Origin of the sequence: Devosia rhizoryzae, assembly GCF_016698665.1 — a bacterium.
GTDB classification, from domain to species: domain Bacteria; phylum Pseudomonadota; class Alphaproteobacteria; order Rhizobiales; family Devosiaceae; genus Devosia; species Devosia rhizoryzae.
The window spans coordinates 821764-839326 of the sequence record NZ_CP068046.1; the positions used below are offsets into that span (position 1 = coordinate 821764).

The window sequence follows — 17563 nt, forward strand, 5'->3', positions numbered from 1 at the left end:
TAGCGGGAAACGAACGGCTCCAGTGCTTAATCGCATCTATATCATCGTCGGCATGCTCGCCATCGTGGTGCTGGCCGGCGCCTTTATTGCGCCGCGCTTTATCCAGTGGAGCGATTACCGCGATCGCATGGAGGACCTGGCCACGGGCGTGCTCGGTGCCGACGTGACGATTCGGGGCGATATCTCCTTCTCGCTGCTACCGACGCCGCGCCTTGAATTTTCCGATGTGGTGGTCGGCGACATCGAATCCCCTGCCGCCACCGTCCAGGGCGTGGAAGCCGAGTTCGCGCTGATGGATTTCTTGCGCGACAATTACACCGTTACCGCGCTGACCCTCAACCAGCCGCAGGTCGACCTGGTGCTCGATGAAAGCGGCTTGTTCAGCAGCGGGGTCGACATTGCCGGTGGCGGAGCAGGGATTGCCCTCAGCCAGGCGCGGATTTCCAACGGCCGCATCCGCTTGACCGATTTGCGCTCGGAAGAAGTGTTCACCGCAAACCGTGTCGATGGCGATTTCCGACTTGCGAGCTTTAGCGGCCCTTTCCAGTTCCAGGGCTTTGCCGATTATGGCGCCAACCGCTTTGATGTGCGCTTCAGCACCGGGCCAGGCGACGCCGAGGGCATTTCGCGGCTCAGCGCTTCGCTACGGGAAGTCGCCAATGCCTATTCGGTCAGCGCCGAGGGACTGCTGACCGCCGGCATGGCGCCCAAATTCGACGGCACGCTGACCTATCGCCAGGCGCCGCCCGGCGCCGAAGCTGCCGACGACATCCGGGGCGACCTGGTACTGGAAAGCAAGCTCACCGCCTCGACTGATCGTGCGGTGCTCAGCGGCTTCACCCTGATGCCCGACGAAAACCGCGCCGCCACGCGCCTGACCGGCGCCGCCAGCGTGCAGTTCGGCGCCCGCAACAGTTTCGACGCGGTGATCTCGGGCGGCGTCTTTTCCCTGCCTCCTCGCGACGCGAGCGAAGTTCCGAGCGAACTGCCTTACGAATTCGTGCGCCTGCTGGGCGAGATCCCGGCACCGCCGCTGCCGCCGATCCCGGGGCGGCTGGGCATCGACCTCGCCGAGGCGACGCTGCGCGGCTTTGCCCTGCGCGATGTGCGGATCGATGCGACGACCGACGGGAGCAATTGGGCGATCGAGCAGGCCGTGGCGAACCTGCCTGGCGAGACGGAACTGCGGTTGTCGGGCACGCTTAGCGATGAAGGAGGCCGGGCCGGATTTACCGGTGACCTGGCAATGACCTCCCAGCGCCTCGACGCGCTTTCGGCCCTGTGGCGCAAGCCGCAGGACAACAATCCACTGTTCAATCTCCCCGGCGCCTTGAATGGCCGGCTGATGCTGAGAGGCGATGCTTTTGGGCTGACAGGTGGGCGCTTCACCTTTTCCGGCGAAACCCATTTGGTCGAAATGCGCATCGGTTTCGGCGACGAACCGCGCTTCGACGGCACCGCTACGCTCGGCACGCTCAACGCTTCGCAGACTGCAGCGCTCCAGGCTCTCTTGCCCAATGTGTTGGACACAAGCTTTGCCCATAGTTTTCCCGACGGCAGTTTCAGCCTCATGGCCGATAGCGTCGACGTGCTGGGCCTGCCGGCAGTCGACCTTGTCGCCGAGGCGCAGTGGTCACCGCAAACCTTCCACTTCTCCCGCCTTTATGCCGCCGGCTGGGGCGGGCTCAGTCTTGATGCCAATATCGTCATCGGCGGGACGCTTGCCGAGCCGCGTATCACCGGCTCTGGCGATATCGGCGTGACAGAGGCGGACGCCCCGGCGCTCGACCTGTTCTATGAGACCGTTGGCCTTCCCTATGGCTGGCAGCAGGGTCTTGCCGGTGCCTGGCCGGCCGATCTTCAGTTCATCCTGAGTGACGGCGATAACGGGTCAGGACAGGTTCTGACCCTGGGCGGCACGCTTGGTGCCGGCGATTTCGACCTGCGCGCCGAAATGGCCGATGGTTTGCCCGCCGTCTCGACTGGCGATCTGCGCCTGATCGCGTCGCTTGAGGGCGATGCCGAGGCGCTGCAGGCGCAGTTCGGCTTTGCCGACCGGATGCTGTTCGAGGGGACGGAGCCGCTGATCGCCAGCCTCTTCTTCGAAGGCAGTGGCGTGGATGCCTTCGAGGGCCGAGCCGCCGTGAGCATGGGTAACCAGTCCCTGAGCTATTTCGGTAATCTTGCGCTTGCCGCCGATGGGCAGGTCAGCGGCGACGGGACGCTTGAAGCAAATTTTGAACCAGGCCATGCGCTGGCGGCTCTCGCCGGCGTTGGCGGCGCAAGCTTTGGTGCGCTTGATGCCACTGCTGCTCTAAGCTTTGACGGCGTCGATACTCTGGCGCTCAACGATATCTCAGCTGTGATGGGCAGTGCCGGGGTCCGTGGCAATCTTTTGCTTGGCCGCACTGGCAATGTACCCAGCTTCACCGGCGATTTGGAAGCCGATGCGCTGGATGCAGGCGGTCTTGCCGCGGCGCTGTTCGGCACCGAGGCATTGCTTGGCGTTGGGCCAGAAGACGGTCCATGGCCGGAAGGTCCGCTTGCTGCCAGCACCGCACAACGTCAGACGCGCGGCGACATCGCTATTCGCGCTGAAGAAGTCACTGCCAACGGCGTCGATATCCTTGGTTCAACGGACTTCAACTACGTCTGGGACGCTGGCGCTACCAGCCTCAGAAACTTCAAAGCCGAAGCCGGTTCCGGCACGATGGCGATGAACCTGACGCTCTGCTGTTCCGGTCCGCTCAGCGATCGCACGCTGTCTGGACGCGTGACGCTTGCTGGGGTCGACCTCGATGCGGTCACGCCGGGTCCGATCGCCAGCGGCCTGGGTGGCCTTGTGGACGGCGGCCTCCAGTTCGAAGGCACCGGCGCCAGCCTGGCGGACGTCATGCGCGCCATGACGGGAGAGGGCAATTTTTCCATCGCCGACTTCGCCGCCACCGGTCTTTCCTCAGGTGTGTTCCCATCCATTGCCGCCATTGATGATGCGCTCAACACCGATGCCGCGACGCTCGAAACCATGATTGGTCTTGGTCTTTCCGGCAGCGATTTCACTGCCGATCTGGCACAGGGTGCCTTTACCATTGCAGGCGGCACGGCGCGGCTGGCAAATCTTATCATCGAAGGGCAGGGGGGGCGTCTTGCCGGCAGTCTCAACCTCGTTCTGGCCCGGTTGGGACTCGACGGCTCCTTCGTCCTTACCCCACGCGACGACCTCGACCCTGCAGGCTTGGTGCAAGCCGACACTGCCCGCATCGTCACCACCATTGGCGGTACGCTTGCGTCGCCCCAGATTGTGGTCGATCTCGCCGAAATGGTGGCGGCCATTCAGGTGCGCGCCAACGAGCTCGAAGTCGACCGGCTTGAAGCCATGCGCATCGAAGACGAAGCGCGCCAGCGCGAGGCCGCCGAAGCGCGCAACCGCCTGATCGCCGAACAACAGCGCCAGCGTGCGGAAGCCGAAGCGCAACGTATTGCCGCAGAGGAAGCCGCTCGCATGCTCGAACTGGAGCAGCAGCCTGCTCCGCCCCCGGCCGCGCCGCCCGCCACTCCGCCGACAACGGTCACGCCCGGGGCGTTCGATCTCCAATTGCCTCAGGTCAACCAGCCGATCGGTAACGGCGTCAATCAGCCGCTGAACCCGTTCTGAGGTTTTGTTCTGCGCGTGCGCGGTACCATTCCAAGACCGCCAGCCGCACCGCTGAGGAGAGGTTCGCAGTCTCCCGCGTTTCGTCGATCTCCCGCACCAACCCTGCGAGACTGACACTCCGTTCAGCCGCCATGGCTTCGAGCCCGCGCCAGAAGTCGGCTTCGAGCGCAATCGAGGTTCGGTGGCCGGCGATGGAGAAGGACCGCTTATCCATGGGTCCGGATGGGATCAGGGTTTCTTGCGGAACGCGTCAAGGCTGACGACTTTTTCGCCCGGCTGTTCGACGGGAACGCTGCCGGCGTCTTCTGCAGCCTCGGTTGCAGCATCGGCGGCCGCCTCGTTGTCGTCACGGCCTGCGGTGGCCGGATCGAACTGCAGGCCAAACTGCACGGAAGGATCGAAAAATCCCTTGATGGCCGAGAACGGGATGACCAGGATTTCCGGCTGCCCGTTGAAGCTCAGTCCCACCTCGAACGTGCTCTCGGTGACCTTGAGGTCCCAATACTGGTTCTGCAGCACGATCGTCATTTCCTTATCGTACTGCTTGAGCAGTTCTTCGGAAATGCGCACGCCCGGCGCGCGAGTAGCGAAGGATATAAAGAAGTGGTGGTCGCCGGGAAGCCCCGTGCGTGACACTTCGGCCAAAACCTTGCGCACGACGCCGCGCAGGGCTTCCTGGGCGAGAATGTCGTATCGCAAATGGTCTTCGGCCATGACGCAACTCCTACCGGGTCTTCGATTCCCGAACGGCCCATATCAGCCCTACGTTCCCCAAGATTTCAAGGACAAAGGCGAAGCGGTTGATGGGCTATGAAGGGAAGTGCAGGCTTCTGTTGCCAGGTGCCTGCGAACCCCGCCTGTCGCCCGGCTAGGAGCGGAGGACTTAATTTCCCAATGCTAGCACTGCTTACGCAGCGAGAGCGACTGGAGCCTTATTGTTGTCATTAGCAACTATAAGTTTCGGACCGATAACGGTGGTACCTCACCGAGCAAAAGCACACTCTTTACGCCCTCGTCGATCCTGTTTCGTCCCCATTGGCTCACCCCTTTCGGGAGGAGATGGTGGAGACGCCGGGTACTGCCCCCGGGTCCGAAGGGTTTATTACAATGACCGTTTATCGCCATAGCCCTTGCGGGCAAGACCTATATAGGTGACCGTTGGACGACATGCAAATGGATGACGACAAAATTGGCTGGGTGCCGATCGAGGGGCGCAACTGCGCAGGCTGTACCGCCTGCTGCACCTTTGCGCCGATCCGCGTGCCCGAGCTCAAGAAGCCGGCCAATGCCACTTGCCTCCATTGTGCCGAAGGGCAGGGCTGCACTGTCTACCAAGTGCGACCGCAAGTCTGCCGCGGCTTTTATTGCGGCTACTTCTTTCTCGAAGAGCTCGGGCCCAACTGGCATCCGGAGCAAAGCGGCGTGGTGATCCGCTCTGAAGCGATGGAAAACGACACCATTACCATCCTGATCCTGCGCTTTTCCGAATTCCTGGTCTCGGAAGATTTTGCCGGCATGGTCGGCGCCTGGGTCGATGCGGGGATCGGCGTCGAGTTCGAGCGTGTTGGGCCGGAAGGTCACCTGCCGGCCAAGATGCGGATCAATGAACTTCTGGAAGACGCCGTCGTGGCCCGTGACCTGCGCGAGATGCAAAAGGTGTTTGCCTGGTCGGTCGCCTATATCGACCAGACCCACACCTGGGAACGCGACGAAACAGTGTTCGAAAGCGCACTGGTCTAGCTCAGCCGTTCCACTTCATGCCCATATAGACGCCGCCGGCTTCGAGCTCCTCTAGCATCTGCTCAAGGTGCTTGAGCTTGGTTTCCTCCCGCTTCACCTTGTTGATCCAGAGGAGGTAATCGTTGCGCTGATAGGGCGGGCGGGCGTCATATTTCTCGCGCAGGCCTCTTGCTTCCAGCGCCTCGCGGACAAAGTCGGGCATATCCTCTCGCTTGCGAAATGGTCGTAGTTGCGGACTCATGGTCGCTCTCCTTTGCCGCAACGATAGTGGCGGGCAGGGCATCTGCTGTCAGCAGTGGAAACGGTATTAGCCTACCGGGTGGCCGGAGCCGAATCGCATAAGTTGGGGCTATGCAGCCCTACCTCAAACTTCTCTCCGACATTCTCGAGCACGGCGCCGACAAGTCCGATCGGACTGGCACTGGCACGCGTTCTTTGTTCGGCTACCAGATGCGCTTCGATCTATCCAAGGGCTTTCCGCTGCTGACCACCAAGAAGCTGCACCTGAAATCCATAATCTATGAGCTGCTCTGGTTCATCCGCGGCGAAACCAATGTGCGCTGGCTTCAGGAGCATGGCGTCAAAATCTGGGACGAGTGGGCCGACGAGAACGGCGACCTTGGCCCGGTCTACGGCTCGCAGTGGCGATCCTGGCCGGCGGCGGAGGGGCGCAAGATCGACCAGCTGGCCAATGTCATTGAGAGCATCAAGACAAAGCCGGATTCCCGGCGCCACATCGTTTCAGCCTGGAACCCTGCCGAAGTCGACGACATGGCGCTGCCGCCCTGCCATTGCCTGTTCCAGTTCTATGTCGCCAACGGCAAGCTCAGCTGCCAGCTTTACCAACGCTCGGCGGACACGTTCCTCGGCGTGCCCTTCAACATCGCGTCCTATGCGCTTCTCACCCATATGGTGGCACAGGTATGCGATCTCGAGGTCGGCGACTTCGTCCATACCTTTGGCGACGTGCACCTTTACTCCAACCACTTCGAACAGGCGCAGCTACAGCTCACGCGCGAACCGCGTCCGCTGCCCAGGCTGGTGATGAACCCCGAGCGCAAGCGCATCGAGGACTTCGTCTTTGAAGATTTTGCCTTCGACGGCTACGATCCCCATCCGCATATCAAGGCTGCGGTTTCGGTCTAAGGCTCGGGCTGTTTTCTTGACAGCTGATCTTCCGCGCGAGAATCCGGCATGCGATACAAGTGGCTGTTATCTTGGGGGAAACGATCGTGAGACTTTCTGCTTGCCTTGTAGCGTTAAGCCTCCTGCCGGTTCCGGTTCTTGCCAATGACACAACGGCACAACTCGGGGCGGGCGGCCTGGTCTTTGTCAACAACCAGACCATCGAGATGGCGTCCGAGCATCTCTTCGTCTCGCCGTCGCAGATCAAGGTCGTCTACGAGTTCAACAATACGTCCGGCCAAGACCAGCATCTGCTCGTGGCCTTCCCCATGCCCGATGTCGAGGGTGGCCCGGACATGATGACCGATGTGCCGAGCGGCAGGGAGGAGGGGCAAGACCCCAGTAACCTCTTCGGCTTCGAGACAACATTCGACGGCGAGCCGGTCGATGCCGAGCTTTACCAATACGCCTTCCAAAATAATGTCGATTATTCCGCCGAACTCCAGGCTCTGGGCATCCCGTTGGCGCCGTTCGGCGACGAGACGCAGGATGCGCTTAACGCGCTGCCGGAGGAAGACCTTGCCCAGCTCGCGCATCTGGGGCTTGTCGACAGGATGGAATACGACGCTGGCGAGGGCCCTGAGGTCGACCATACGCCGGCCTGGACGCTGCGCTCCACCTATACCTGGGAAGCCACATTCCCACCCGGCATGTCCGAGGTGGTCCATACTTATACCCCGAGCGTCGGCGGCACTGTGGCGACAACCTTCATGCCAGACGACAATTATCCCGAAAACGAAGCGCGCTTTGGCGAGTACCAGAAGCGCTATTGCGTCGACGATGATCTGGTCGCGACGCTGGAGAAAGTAGCGATCCCGTCCGAGGGCTGGACCAACTATCCTTATGTCGAAAACTGGATTTCCTACATCTGGTCGACCGGCAACAACTGGGCCGGACCGATCGGCAAGTTCACGCTGACGGTGGACAAGGAAGATCCGAAGGCCCTGGTTTCGTTCTGCGGCGAGAACGTCAAGAAGATCGGACCCACGACCTTCGAGATGACGGCGACGGACTGGTATCCGCCCTATGACCAGGAACTCGAAATCCTGCTGCTTCGCCCGGTCGATTGGTACGATCAGTGACCGAAGCGAGCCTCTCCATCCGGCCGGCGCGTCCAGAAGATGCGCGGCTGATCCTCGACTTCGTGGTGGCGCTTGCCGCGTATGAGAACCTTGCGCATGAGGTCGTGGCGACCGAGGCGGACATTGCGCGTGATTTCTTTGGTGGCGACCGCAAGGTCTTTGCCGAGATAGCGGAGTGGGAGGGCAAGCCTGTCGGCTTCGCCCTTTGGTTCTACACCTATTCGACCTTCCAGGGCCGGCACGGCATCTGGCTCGAAGACCTTTATGTCGATCCGTCGCTGCGCGGGAAAGGCATCGGCAAGGCTTTGCTGAAGCACCTCGCCAAGCGCTGCGTCCGCGACGGGCTTGGGCGTTTCGAATGGTGGGTGCTCGACTGGAACGAGCCGTCGATCCAGTTCTATAAATCACAGGGCGGGGTGATGCAGGACGAGTGGACGAAGGTGCGGATCGATGGGCCGGCCCTCGCAAAGCTCGGTCAGATCGACGCTTTGTAAATATGTCGAAGTCTTAGCCGGAGGTTCGTCGGCAGGGCAGGAGGCGTCGAACCCGGCGCCCAGGCAGAGGACAATAAATGGCAATTCTGATCAGCACGGCCTTCGTTTCGCTCGATGGCGTCATGGAAGCTCCTGGCGGAGAGGCGGGCTACCGCAATAGCGGCTGGACCTTCAACGGTATCGACTTCGTTCCCGAAGCCTACGAGATGAAGGGCGAAGAGCAAGCGGAGGCGACGGCCATGCTGCTTGGCCGCGTCAGCTACCAGGCGTTCAGCCCGGTCTGGCCGGGGATGACGGACGAGTTCCCGCTCTATAACGCGATGCCGAAATACGTCGTGTCGTCGACGCTCGAGGACAGCGACCTCGTAGAGAATTGGGGTCCCACCAAGATTTTGCGCAGCCTCGATGACGTTGCCGCCCTCAAGTCCGAACACGAGGGCACGATCAGCATGCATGGCAGCGCCACGCTCGCGCGCAATCTTTCGGATGCGGGCCTGATCGACCGCTACCACCTTCTGGTGTTCCCGACGTTGCTTGGCGCCGGCAAGCGCCTCTTCAGCGAGACCGACAAGGACAAGCAGATGCTGCGCCTCGTCGACAGCAAGGCCTATTCGAACGGCATACAGAAGCTGGTCTATGACGTCGTCCGCTGATCGCCTGGAGGGCAGTCGCGCTTGAGTATCAAGGTCTCCCTCATCGCTGCGGTTGCCCGCAACAATGTCATTGGCGCCAGCCAGTCCATTCCCTGGCGCATTCCGTCCGACTTCGCCTGGTTCAAGCAGACAACCATGGGCAAACCCATGATCATGGGCCGCAAGCAGTTCGAGACCTTTCCAACACCCTTGGCCGGGCGGCCGCATATCGTGGTGACCCGGCAGGCCGATTACGCCCTCGAGGGCGTCACCGTGGTTCATACTCTGCCCGATGGGCTGGCCGCTGCGCGACGGCTGGCCGAAGCGTCGGGCGTGGACGAGATCATGGTCATCGGCGGCGGCGACATATACGCGCAGGCCCTGGAAGTCGCTGATCGGCTCTACATCAGCCATGTCGATCTCGCCCCTAAGGGGGACGTGGTTTTCCCGCCCATCGACCCCGAAATCTGGCAGATCGTCGCCGAGCCGGAGGTCGTGCCATCGCCCAAGGACGAGGCTGCCTACATTATCAAAGTCTATGAAAGGCTTGCTGCCCGCGCTCATTGATCGCGCGCGCGCCTTGCTTATATATGACCAAGACGAATTTCCCTTAGACACCGAAAGGAATGCGATGCCTTGGGAGAATAATGGTGGCGGAGGCGGCCGCAACAATGGCGGTCCCTGGGGCCAGGCGCCGGGTGGGGGCGGTGGCGGTGGTCCGCGTCGTCCGGGTGGCGGCAACACGCCCAATCTCGAGGACATCCTCAATCGTGGCCGCGACCAGTTCCGCGGCGGCGTTCCCGGTGGGCGCTGGCTGATCATCGGCGGTGTCGTCGTACTTGGCGCCTTCTGGCTTCTGAATTCGGTCTATACCGTGGCTCCGCAGGAAGTTGGCGTCGAGCTGCGTCTTGGCCAACCCAAGCCCGAGCTTTCGACGCCTGGTCTGCACTTCCATCTCTGGCCGGTCGAGACCGTCGAGAAGGTCAACGTCACGGTCAACCAGACCACGATCGGCACGACCCCGTCCAATGGCCGCACCGGTGGCGATGACGGGCTGATGCTGTCGGGTGACCAGAACATCGTCGATGTTCGCTTCTCGGTCTTCTGGTCGGTTGTGAACCCGATCGATTACCTCTTCAACGTGCGCGATCCCGAAGACATGGTCCGCAACGCTGCCGAAAGTGCGATGCGCGAAATCGTCGGCCGTCGCCCGGCCAATGACGTCTTCCGCGACGACCAGGCAGGCATTGCCGCCGAAGTCCAGCAGATCACGCAGACCATCCTCGATAGCTATGGCCTTGGCGTCACGGTCAGCCAGATTTCCATCGAAGGCGCGCAGCCACCGGCCGAAGTCGCTGATGCCTTCAACGAAGTGCAGCGTGCCGAGCAGGACGAGGACCGCGTTCAGGAAGAAGCTCGCTCCTACGCTAATACCCTTTTGGGTGATGCCCGCGGTCAGGCCGCGGCGCAGCGCGAAGAAGCGGCCGCTTATTCCAACCGCGTGGTGCAGGAAGCAACCGGTGAAGCCGAGCGCTTCAACTCGATCTACGCCGAATATGTCAACGCGCCCGAAGTGACGCGCAAGCGTCTGTTCCTTGAAACCATGGAACAGGTGATCGGCTCGTCCGAAAAGGTCTTGATGGAGCAGGGGGCCAATGGCCAGGGCGTCGTGCCCTATCTGCCGCTGCCTGAGCTTGGCGCACGATCCAACGCCACCACCACACCGACGGGGGCGGGGAACTAAGCCATGAACAATCGTCTCTATGTCATTGGCGGCGTAATCCTTGTCGCGCTCTACATTCTTTTCTCGTCGATCTACGTGGTCAACGAGAGAGAGCAGGCTATCGTTACGCGCTTCGGCCAAATCACCGATATTCGCACCGAACCGGGTCTTTACTTCAAGATTCCGACCGATTTTGTCGACAGCGTCCAGATTGTCGAAGACCGTCTGCTGCGTCAGGACATTTCCGATCTGCGCGTGCAGGTATCCGGTGGTGCCTTCTATGAAGTCGACGCCTTCCTGACCTATCGCATTGCCGATCCGCGTCTCTTCCGTGAACGCGCCCAGGGCTCGCTCGCGGTGGTCGATGATCGTATTGCAACGCGCTTTGCTGCCGTGCTGCGTCAGGTCTATGGTCTGCGCGAATTCAACGCTGCTCTTTCCGAACAGCGCCAGCAGATGATGACCGAAGCGCGCGACCTCATCCGTCCCGATCTCGAGCAGATTGGTATCGAGGTGGTTGACGTTCGCATCCTTCGCACCGATCTTTCGGCCGATGTGTTCGAGCGCACCTACGAGCGTATGCGTGCCGAACGTCTTGCCGAAGCCGCACTGCTTCGGGCTCGTGGTGAAGAACAGGCACAGAGCCTGCGCGCTATCGCCGAACGTCAGGCTGTTGAAATCGTCGCTGCCGCGACCCGTGATGCAGAAATCATCCGCGGTACCGGCGATGCCGAGCGTAACCGCCTGTTTGCGGCCGCCTATGGGCAGGACCAGGAGTTCTTCGAGTTCTACCGCTCGATGGAAGCCTATCGGAATGCCTTGATCGACTCGGGCACGACCATGGTCCTGTCGCCGGAAAGCGAATTCTTCCGCTATTTCGGCTCCAATGGCGAGCTTCCGGCCGCCAGCACGAGCTTTGGCACGCCGATCGCGCCAGCGCCGGCTCCCGAGGCGGCGGCCACGGATAACGAGCCCGCGCTCGATGGTCTGGGGATTGAAGAAACGACCCTCCCGAGCCTCACACTCGATGACGGCACGCCGCTCCAGCCAACTGTCGGCACCGAGGCTCCTGCTCCGGTCGAGGAGCCGGCTCCTGCCGCACCTGCGGCAACCGGAACGCCGCTTCTGGCACCCGCCCAGTAAGCGGGGACAAGGCGAATAACAAAAGGGCCGGTGCAGGAGACTGCACCGGCCCTTTTGTTTTCGCACCTAGATGGCGGTCAGCGAACGAAGTCTTCTTCGCTATAGCCTTGCATGTAAAGCAGTGCAGTTAGATCGCCATGATCGATCCTGATGCCAGCGGCCTCTGCCACAGCCGGCTTGGCGTGCAGGGCGACGCCGAAACCGGCGGCACCGATCATGTCGAGATCGTTGGCCCCGTCCCCGACGGCCAGGGTCTGGTCTGGCCCGAGGCCACGTTCTTCGACTAGTGCCAGCAGACGGTTTTTCTTGGTGTTCTTGTCGACGATCGGCTTGCTGACCGTGCCGGTGAGTTGCTCGCCGTCGAATTCCAGAACGTTGGCAATTGCCTCATCAAAGCCGATCCGCTTGGCGAAGTAATCGGCAAAGAAGGTGAAGCCGCCAGACACGAGCGACGTATAGGCGCCATAGGCCTTCATCGTGTGCACCAAGGTCCGGCCGCCGGGAGTCAGGGTAATGGCCTCGCGCCGGATCTCCTCGATTCTTGACCGGTTAAGCCCCTTGAGCAGCGCCACGCGGGTGTCGAGCGCCTGGGCAAAATCGAGTTCGCCGCGCATGGCGCGATCGGTGATCTCGGCGACCTGGGGCTTGATGCCCAGGGCATCTGCCAGTTCGTCGATGCATTCCTGCTCGATCATGGTGGAGTCCATGTCAGCAATCAGCAACGCCTTGCGGCGGCCTTCGGTGGGAAGGAGGTTGGCATCCACCCGGCGCTGGCTGATAATGTCGCGTGCCAAGGCCAGAGCGTCCGGTGCCTTGGGCTCAAGGATATCGCAGGCTACAGAATGATTTAGCCAGTTGAGTTCACCGCCCGTCGCTTCTACCACCATAGCGGCGAGCGCGGGATCAAGCTCGGAATCGGCAGGGTTGGCGATCAGGGAAAGAACCGGCATGGCAGCAGCTTTCGGGAGTTTTGCGTGACGGGCCAAAGGCGTGCGGTGCTGATAGCGGGTCCCACCGCGAGCGGCAAGTCAGCCTTGGCGCTGGAGCGCGCGCGTGCCTCGGGCGGGTTAATCGTGAACACCGACGCCATGCAGGTTTATGACATCTTGCGCGTCGTCACCGCGCGCCCCAGTGCCGCCGACGAGGCGCTGGCCGAGCACGCTCTGTACGGTACCGTTTCGCCCGCAACGCGCTTTTCGACCGGCGAGTGGCTGCGGGCAGTGCAGGCGATCATCGACAAGACCGATCCGGACCGAGAGCTGATTTTCGTTGGCGGTACGGGGCTTTACTTCGATGCGCTCGTAAACGGATTCGCCGACGTGCCGGAAATTTCGCCCGAGATTTTGCAGTCCGTGCAGTTAGAGCTCGAGCTATCAAGCGAAGCGCAGCGCATGGCACTGCTGGAACAGGAGGATGCCGAAACTGCCCGCCGCCTCAAGGTCGCCGATCCGCAGCGCGTTATCCGTGCCTTGGCGGTCAAGCGGCAAACGGGGCGGACGCTATCGAGCTTTCAGGGTGATCAGCAGCCGGGACCGATCCGCGACTGGACCATTGAGCGCATGGTGCTTTGGCCGGATCGCGACATTCTTCGCGACCGCATCGCCCAGCGCTTTGCCGGCATGTTCGAGAATGGCGCCGTCGAGGAGGTCGAGGCGCTGCTGGGGCAAAAGCTCGACCCGAGCCTGCCGGCGATGAAAGCTATAGGCGTGCCCGAGATTAGAGACTGGCTCAGCGGGCAGTTGGAGAGAGAAGAGGCGATCGACCTGGCGACCATCGCCACCCACCAATACGCCAAGCGGCAGCGGACCTGGTTCCGCAATCGAATGGGCGACTGGCCCCGGCTTGGTCTGGCCGGAGCGCAGCTCTAGGCCTTGGTCCTTGGCTCCAGAAGCCCCAGTTTTTCGCGCATGATGAAGCGTGTTCCGAGCAGAACAGCGACAAAGGCGAGACCGCAGGCAAGGCCGATCCAGATGCCAACGCCCCGCATTTCGAAAACGAAACCGAAGACATAGGCGACCGGCAGGCCGACCAGCCAGTAGCCGCCGATCGCCATCAGCATCGGTACCTTGGTGTCGCTGAGCCCGCGCAGCGAATGGGCTGCAACTACCTGCGCGCCATCTACGAGCTGGAAGATTCCGGCAACGGCAAGGAAGGACGCGGCCAGACCAAGGGCATTGAGATTGCCCTCCTGGTGAGGGTCGAGGAACAAGGTGACAATGATCGGGCCGAAGAGCAGGAACGACATAGCCGACAAAGCCATGAACCCCGTGCCCAGCACGAAGGCAGTCCAGCCGGCTTTCCGAACAGCCTCGCGGTCGCCCCGCCCATAGGCGAGGCCAACGCGGACCGTAGCTGCAACGCCAAGCCCAAGGGGCACCATGAAGGCCATGGACGCGCATTGCAGCGCAATGGCGTGGGCGGCGATCTCGTCGGTGCCGAGCCGTCCCATCAGCAGAGCCGCGGCAGTAAAGAGCCCGACTTCCGCCAACACCGTCAGGCCGATCGGCGTGCCGATCCGGAAGATGTCACGGAAATAACCCCAGTCCGGCTTCCAGAAGCGGATCAGGATGTGGAACCGCCCAAAGCGCCGGTGCCGGACCACATAGATCAGCATGGCTATGAACATGATGATGTTGGTGGTGAGCGTCGCAATCGCGGCGCCCCGCAGTTCCAGTCGCGGCAAGCCGAAATTGCCGAAGATCAAGGCGTAGGCGATCAGCGCGTTGACCACGACGCCGAGCACGGTGATCAGGAGAATCGCTCTTGTGGCATCGAAGGCTGAGAGAAACGAGCGCAGGACAATGATGCCGATCGCCGGAAACAGTGACCAAACGACAATGTGGATAAAGGTTTCCGCCAGATCGGTGGCCACCGGGTCTTGTCCCAGGAACTGGTAGATCGGCCGGATCTGCCAAACGAGGGGGAGTAGCAAGGCAGCGATCAGGATGCCGGCCCAAAAGCCCTGCCGAACGATGCGCCGCACGGCCTTGACGTTGCGGGCGCCGCGCGCCTGCGCCACGAGCGGCGCGACCGCGCCAACCACGCCGATGCCAAACAGGAGGAAGGGCATGAAGAAGGTCGTGCCCAAGGTCCCGGCTGCCAGATAGGTCGGCCCAAGCCAGCCAAGCAGGATAACGTCAGTCGTGTGCAAGGCATTCTGCGCCAGCTGCGCGATCACCAGCGGCCAGGCGAGGGCAAAGGTGGCGCGCAGTTCTGCGCCCCAGCCGAGCTGCGTTGCGGCAGCGGGCGCCGCATGTGGCGCCATGGTATCGGTCATCTCGTTTCTCCCACTCGCGCGCTCGGTCTAGTGCAATCCTGCGTTTCGGGAAAGGTTTTGGCCATCGAGGGCTGCCGCTCACGATCGCGTTAATAAAGTTCAAATTGCGCCGGAACCTTTGCGTGATCGGCGCATTTTCGGAGCAGCATTCCTTTGGAGGACTACATGCACAAGATCCTGATCATTGCCGCTACCACGCTTTCCCTCGCTGCCTGCACCACCACCCAGCAGGGTGCAACCGTTGGCGCCATCGGCGGCGGCGTTATCGGCGCTGCTGCAACCGGCGGTAGCGTTCTGGGCACGGCCGTTGGTGCCGGCATCGGCGCTGTTGCTGGCGCAGCTGCTGGCGACCTGGTCGGCTATTATGGCGAAAGCCGCGACCGTTGCGTTTATCAGGAGCCCGATGGCGACCGCTACATTGCGGCTTGCCCGCGTGGCTAAGACGAAATAGCCGTAGCGCCCCCTGCGGCTCTGCGCCCCCAGGCGCCAGACACCCGACCGCCCCCGGTCGGGTGTTTTATTTCGTCCGTACGCCACAGTCCTGCATCGGCTTGACTTGCAGCAAACAATGCTTCTATCAATGCACCGTCTTATTTTGTGGAGCGGTCCAGTGCGGGCACTCATTCTCGTAGTATGCAGGCGCATCGGCACCGTGGGGTAAAACCCCGCGCGATAGCTGGTGCGCCGAACACAGGTCCCGAAGGGGGCCTTTTTTATTGCCTTGTTTCGCGTGTGCGGATGCGAGGCACAGTGATGGCGAGGCCCCGCTGGGAGGGGCAAAGACTTAGGGAAGGGCTATGTAATGGCCGAAAGAATGACCGGCGCGGAAATGGTGATCCAGGCGCTGACGGACCAGGGTGTCGAGCATATCTTCGGCTATCCGGGCGGCGCGGCTTTGCCGATCTATGACGCCATCTTCCAGCAGGATTTCGTCCAGCATATTCTGGTGCGCCACGAACAGGGCGCAACGCACATGGCCGAAGGCTATGCGCGCTCGACCGGCAAGCCCGGCGTCGTGCTGGTGACCTCCGGACCCGGTGCTACCAATGCCGTTACCGGCCTCACCGACGCGTTGCTTGATTCCATTCCCTTGATCTGCATCACCGCTCAGGTGCCGACGACGCTGATCGGCACCGACGCGTTCCAGGAATGCGATACGGTCGGCATTACCCGTTCCTGCACCAAGCACAATTATCTGGTGAAGTCGGTCGCCGACCTGCCGCGCATCCTCCATGAAGCCTTCCTGATCGCCACCACCGGCCGTCCGGGCCCAGTGGTCATCGACATCCCCAAGGACGTCCAGTTCGCAATGGGCGACTATTATCGTCCCGATGCCGATACCTTGCGGCACCAATCCTATCGTCCGCAGGTCGATGGCGACCTAAAGGCGATCGAAGCGGCAGTCGACCTGATGCTTAAGGCCGAGCGGCCGATCTTCTATACCGGCGGCGGCGTCATCAATGCCGGTCCCGAAGCATCGGAAAACCTGCGCGAGCTGGCCGAACTGACCGGCTTTCCGGTGACCTCGACGCTGATGGGTCTCGGCGCCTTTCCCGCATCGAACCCGCAGTGGATGGGCATGCTGGGCATGCACGGCACCTACGAAGCCAACCTTGCGATGCATGACTGCGACGTCATGATCAATATTGGTGCGCGCTTCGACGACCGCATCACCGGCCGCATCGATGCTTTCTCGCCCAACAGCACCAAGATCCATGTCGATATCGACCCGTCCTCGATCAACAAGGTCGTGCAGGTCCATGTCCCGATCATCGGCGATTGCAATCGCGTGCTAGAAGAGATGATCCGCATCTGGCGGTCCAAGACCAACCAGCCGCGCACCGAGGCCATCGCGCCGTGGTGGAGCCAAATCCAGAAATGGCGCGATGTCGGCTCGCTGAATTTCACGAACTCGGACACCACCATCAAGCCGCAATGGGCAATCCAGCGCCTCTATGAAGCCACCAAGGCTCAGGGCAAGGACGTCTTCATCACCACCGAAGTCGGGCAGCACCAGATGTGGGCGGCGCAGCACTTCCACTTCGACAAGCCGAACCGCTGGATGACTTCGGGCGGCCTCGGCACGATGGGCTATGGCCTGCCGGCTGCCGTTGGCGTGCAGGTGGCGCATCCCGATGCGCTGGTGATCGACATTGCCGGGGAAGCCTCGGTGCAGATGACGATGCAGGAAATGTCGACGGCGGTGCAGTATCGCCTGCCGATCAAGATCTTCATCCTCAATAACGAGCGCATGGGCATGGTGCGCCAGTGGCAGGACCTCCTCCACGGCTCGCGCTACGCGCATTCCTATTCGGAGTCGCTGCCCGATTTCGTCAAGCTGGCAGAGGCTTACGGCGGCAAGGGCATCCGTTGCGAGAACCCGGCCGAGCTCGACGCGGCGATTGCCGAAATGCTCGACTATGATGGTCCGGTGCTGTTCGACGTCATCGTCGAAAAGGACGAGAACTGCCTGCCGATGATCCCATCGGGCAAGCCGCATAACGAGATCATCCTGCCCGACACCGCCAATATCGGGTCCATCATCGACGAAAAGGGACGGCAGCTGGTTTAGGCGCTCCAGTAGACCTCATGGTGAGCCTGTCGAACCACGAGGTCGTGCCCGCAATGGTGC

Annotated in this window: 17 protein-coding genes and 1 other RNA gene; 12 read left to right on the top strand and 6 right to left on the bottom strand. The window is 61.8% G+C overall.

The window, feature by feature from the left end; translation table 11 throughout:
• The first annotated feature begins 22 nt into the window (after positions 1–22).
• Positions 23–3655, top strand: a complete 3633-nt coding sequence (locus JI748_RS04085; RefSeq protein ID WP_201635325.1) for an AsmA family protein — start codon at positions 23–25, stop codon at positions 3653–3655.
• Here the strand turns inward: JI748_RS04085 and JI748_RS04090 are convergent.
• From JI748_RS04090 to ssrA, 3 genes are all read right to left on the bottom strand, one after another.
• A complete protein-coding gene (locus tag JI748_RS04090) occupies positions 3630–3869 on the bottom strand; it encodes a ribbon-helix-helix domain-containing protein (protein ID WP_201635328.1) in 240 nt (79 codons plus the stop codon). The genes JI748_RS04085 and JI748_RS04090 overlap by 26 nt on opposite strands.
• 14 nt (positions 3870–3883) lie before the next feature.
• Positions 3884–4369, bottom strand: coding sequence for an SspB family protein (locus JI748_RS04095; RefSeq protein WP_201635330.1), 486 nt, complete (start codon positions 4367–4369; stop codon positions 3884–3886).
• A 105-nt stretch (positions 4370–4474) separates the two neighbouring features.
• Positions 4475–4832, bottom strand: a transfer-messenger RNA (tmRNA) gene (gene ssrA, locus JI748_RS04100).
• On the opposite strand from ssrA, the gene JI748_RS04105 reads away from it, so the two are divergent.
• Positions 4829–5395 carry a YkgJ family cysteine cluster protein gene (locus JI748_RS04105; protein WP_201635332.1) on the top strand — a complete coding sequence of 189 codons (567 nt, stop codon included), beginning with the start codon at positions 4829–4831 and terminating at the stop codon, positions 5393–5395. The genes ssrA and JI748_RS04105 overlap by 4 nt on opposite strands.
• A 1-nt stretch (position 5396) precedes the next feature.
• On the opposite strand, the gene JI748_RS04110 is transcribed toward JI748_RS04105, so the two are convergent.
• Positions 5397–5597 carry a YdeI/OmpD-associated family protein gene (locus tag JI748_RS04110; protein ID WP_201635334.1) on the bottom strand — a complete coding sequence of 67 codons (201 nt, stop codon included), beginning with the start codon at positions 5595–5597 and terminating at the stop codon, positions 5397–5399.
• Positions 5598–5746: 149 nt separating this feature from the next.
• On the opposite strand from JI748_RS04110, the gene JI748_RS04115 reads away from it, so the two are divergent.
• The 7 genes from JI748_RS04115 to hflC all read left to right on the top strand — a co-directional run bounded on the left by JI748_RS04115 (position 5747) and on the right by hflC (position 11654).
• Entirely contained in the window at positions 5747–6541 is a 795-nt protein-coding gene (locus tag JI748_RS04115; protein ID WP_201635336.1) for a thymidylate synthase, read from the top strand.
• Between the two features lie 86 nt (positions 6542–6627).
• On the top strand, positions 6628–7662 hold the full coding sequence (locus JI748_RS04120; RefSeq protein ID WP_201635338.1) for a DUF4424 domain-containing protein: 1035 nt from the start codon (positions 6628–6630) through the stop codon (positions 7660–7662).
• A complete protein-coding gene (locus JI748_RS04125; RefSeq protein WP_201635340.1) occupies positions 7659–8156 on the top strand; it encodes a GNAT family N-acetyltransferase in 498 nt (165 codons plus the stop codon). The genes JI748_RS04120 and JI748_RS04125 overlap by 4 nt, the downstream gene beginning before the upstream one ends.
• A 77-nt stretch (positions 8157–8233) precedes the next feature.
• Positions 8234–8809, top strand: a complete 576-nt coding sequence (locus JI748_RS04130) for a dihydrofolate reductase family protein (RefSeq protein WP_201635342.1) — start codon at positions 8234–8236, stop codon at positions 8807–8809.
• A 21-nt stretch (positions 8810–8830) separates the two neighbouring features.
• On the top strand, positions 8831–9355 hold the full coding sequence (locus JI748_RS04135; RefSeq protein WP_201635344.1) for a dihydrofolate reductase: 525 nt from the start codon (positions 8831–8833) through the stop codon (positions 9353–9355).
• A 64-nt stretch (positions 9356–9419) separates the two neighbouring features.
• A complete protein-coding gene (gene hflK, locus JI748_RS04140; protein WP_201635346.1) occupies positions 9420–10532 on the top strand; it encodes an FtsH protease activity modulator HflK in 1113 nt (370 codons plus the stop codon).
• A 3-nt stretch (positions 10533–10535) separates the two neighbouring features.
• A complete protein-coding gene (gene hflC / locus JI748_RS04145; protein ID WP_201635348.1) occupies positions 10536–11654 on the top strand; it encodes a protease modulator HflC in 1119 nt (372 codons plus the stop codon).
• A 77-nt stretch (positions 11655–11731) separates the two neighbouring features.
• On the opposite strand, the gene serB is transcribed toward hflC, so the two are convergent.
• Positions 11732–12604: a phosphoserine phosphatase SerB gene (gene serB, locus JI748_RS04150; protein WP_201635350.1), complete on the bottom strand. Its 873-nt coding sequence runs from the start codon at positions 12602–12604 to the stop codon at positions 11732–11734.
• 24 nt (positions 12605–12628) lie between these two features.
• On the opposite strand from serB, the gene miaA reads away from it, so the two are divergent.
• Positions 12629–13522, top strand: coding sequence for a tRNA (adenosine(37)-N6)-dimethylallyltransferase MiaA (gene miaA, locus JI748_RS04155; RefSeq protein ID WP_201635352.1), 894 nt, complete (start codon positions 12629–12631; stop codon positions 13520–13522).
• On the opposite strand, the gene JI748_RS04160 is transcribed toward miaA, so the two are convergent.
• Positions 13519–14931 (bottom strand): MATE family efflux transporter, encoded by a 1413-nt coding sequence (locus JI748_RS04160; protein ID WP_233280609.1) that lies wholly within the window; start codon positions 14929–14931, stop codon positions 13519–13521. The genes miaA and JI748_RS04160 overlap by 4 nt on opposite strands.
• A 165-nt stretch (positions 14932–15096) precedes the next feature.
• Here JI748_RS04160 and JI748_RS04165 point away from each other — a divergent pair, with 165 nt between their 5' ends.
• Positions 15097–15372, top strand: coding sequence for a hypothetical protein (locus JI748_RS04165; RefSeq protein ID WP_201635354.1), 276 nt, complete (start codon positions 15097–15099; stop codon positions 15370–15372).
• A 361-nt stretch (positions 15373–15733) separates the two neighbouring features.
• Positions 15734–17503: an acetolactate synthase 3 large subunit gene (locus tag JI748_RS04170; protein WP_201635356.1), complete on the top strand. Its 1770-nt coding sequence runs from the start codon at positions 15734–15736 to the stop codon at positions 17501–17503.
• The last annotated feature ends 60 nt before the right edge of the window (positions 17504–17563 follow it).

Bases quoted from the DNA above. Each gene is read 5' to 3' on its own strand.
- JI748_RS04170 (WP_201635356.1), top strand. From the start codon at position 15,734: ATGGCCGAAAGAATGACCGGCGCGGAAATGGTGATCCAGGCGCTGACG.
- JI748_RS04105 (WP_201635332.1), top strand. From the start codon at position 4,829: ATGGATGACGACAAAATTGGCTGGGTGCCGATCGAGGGGCGCAACTGC.
- JI748_RS04165 (WP_201635354.1), top strand. From the start codon at position 15,097: ATGCACAAGATCCTGATCATTGCCGCTACCACGCTTTCCCTCGCTGCC.
- JI748_RS04110 (WP_201635334.1), bottom strand. From the start codon at position 5,597: ATGCCCGACTTTGTCCGCGAGGCGCTGGAAGCAAGAGGCCTGCGCGAG.
- JI748_RS04130 (WP_201635342.1), top strand. From the start codon at position 8,234: ATGGCAATTCTGATCAGCACGGCCTTCGTTTCGCTCGATGGCGTCATG.
- hflK (WP_201635346.1), top strand. From the start codon at position 9,420: ATGCCTTGGGAGAATAATGGTGGCGGAGGCGGCCGCAACAATGGCGGT.
- JI748_RS04095 (WP_201635330.1), bottom strand. From the start codon at position 4,369: ATGGCCGAAGACCATTTGCGATACGACATTCTCGCCCAGGAAGCCCTG.
- JI748_RS04115 (WP_201635336.1), top strand. From the start codon at position 5,747: ATGCAGCCCTACCTCAAACTTCTCTCCGACATTCTCGAGCACGGCGCC.
- hflC (WP_201635348.1), top strand. From the start codon at position 10,536: ATGAACAATCGTCTCTATGTCATTGGCGGCGTAATCCTTGTCGCGCTC.
- JI748_RS04160 (WP_233280609.1), bottom strand. From the start codon at position 14,931: ATGACCGATACCATGGCGCCACATGCGGCGCCCGCTGCCGCAACGCAG.
- serB (WP_201635350.1), bottom strand. From the start codon at position 12,604: ATGCCGGTTCTTTCCCTGATCGCCAACCCTGCCGATTCCGAGCTTGAT.
- JI748_RS04090 (WP_201635328.1), bottom strand. From the start codon at position 3,869: ATGGATAAGCGGTCCTTCTCCATCGCCGGCCACCGAACCTCGATTGCG.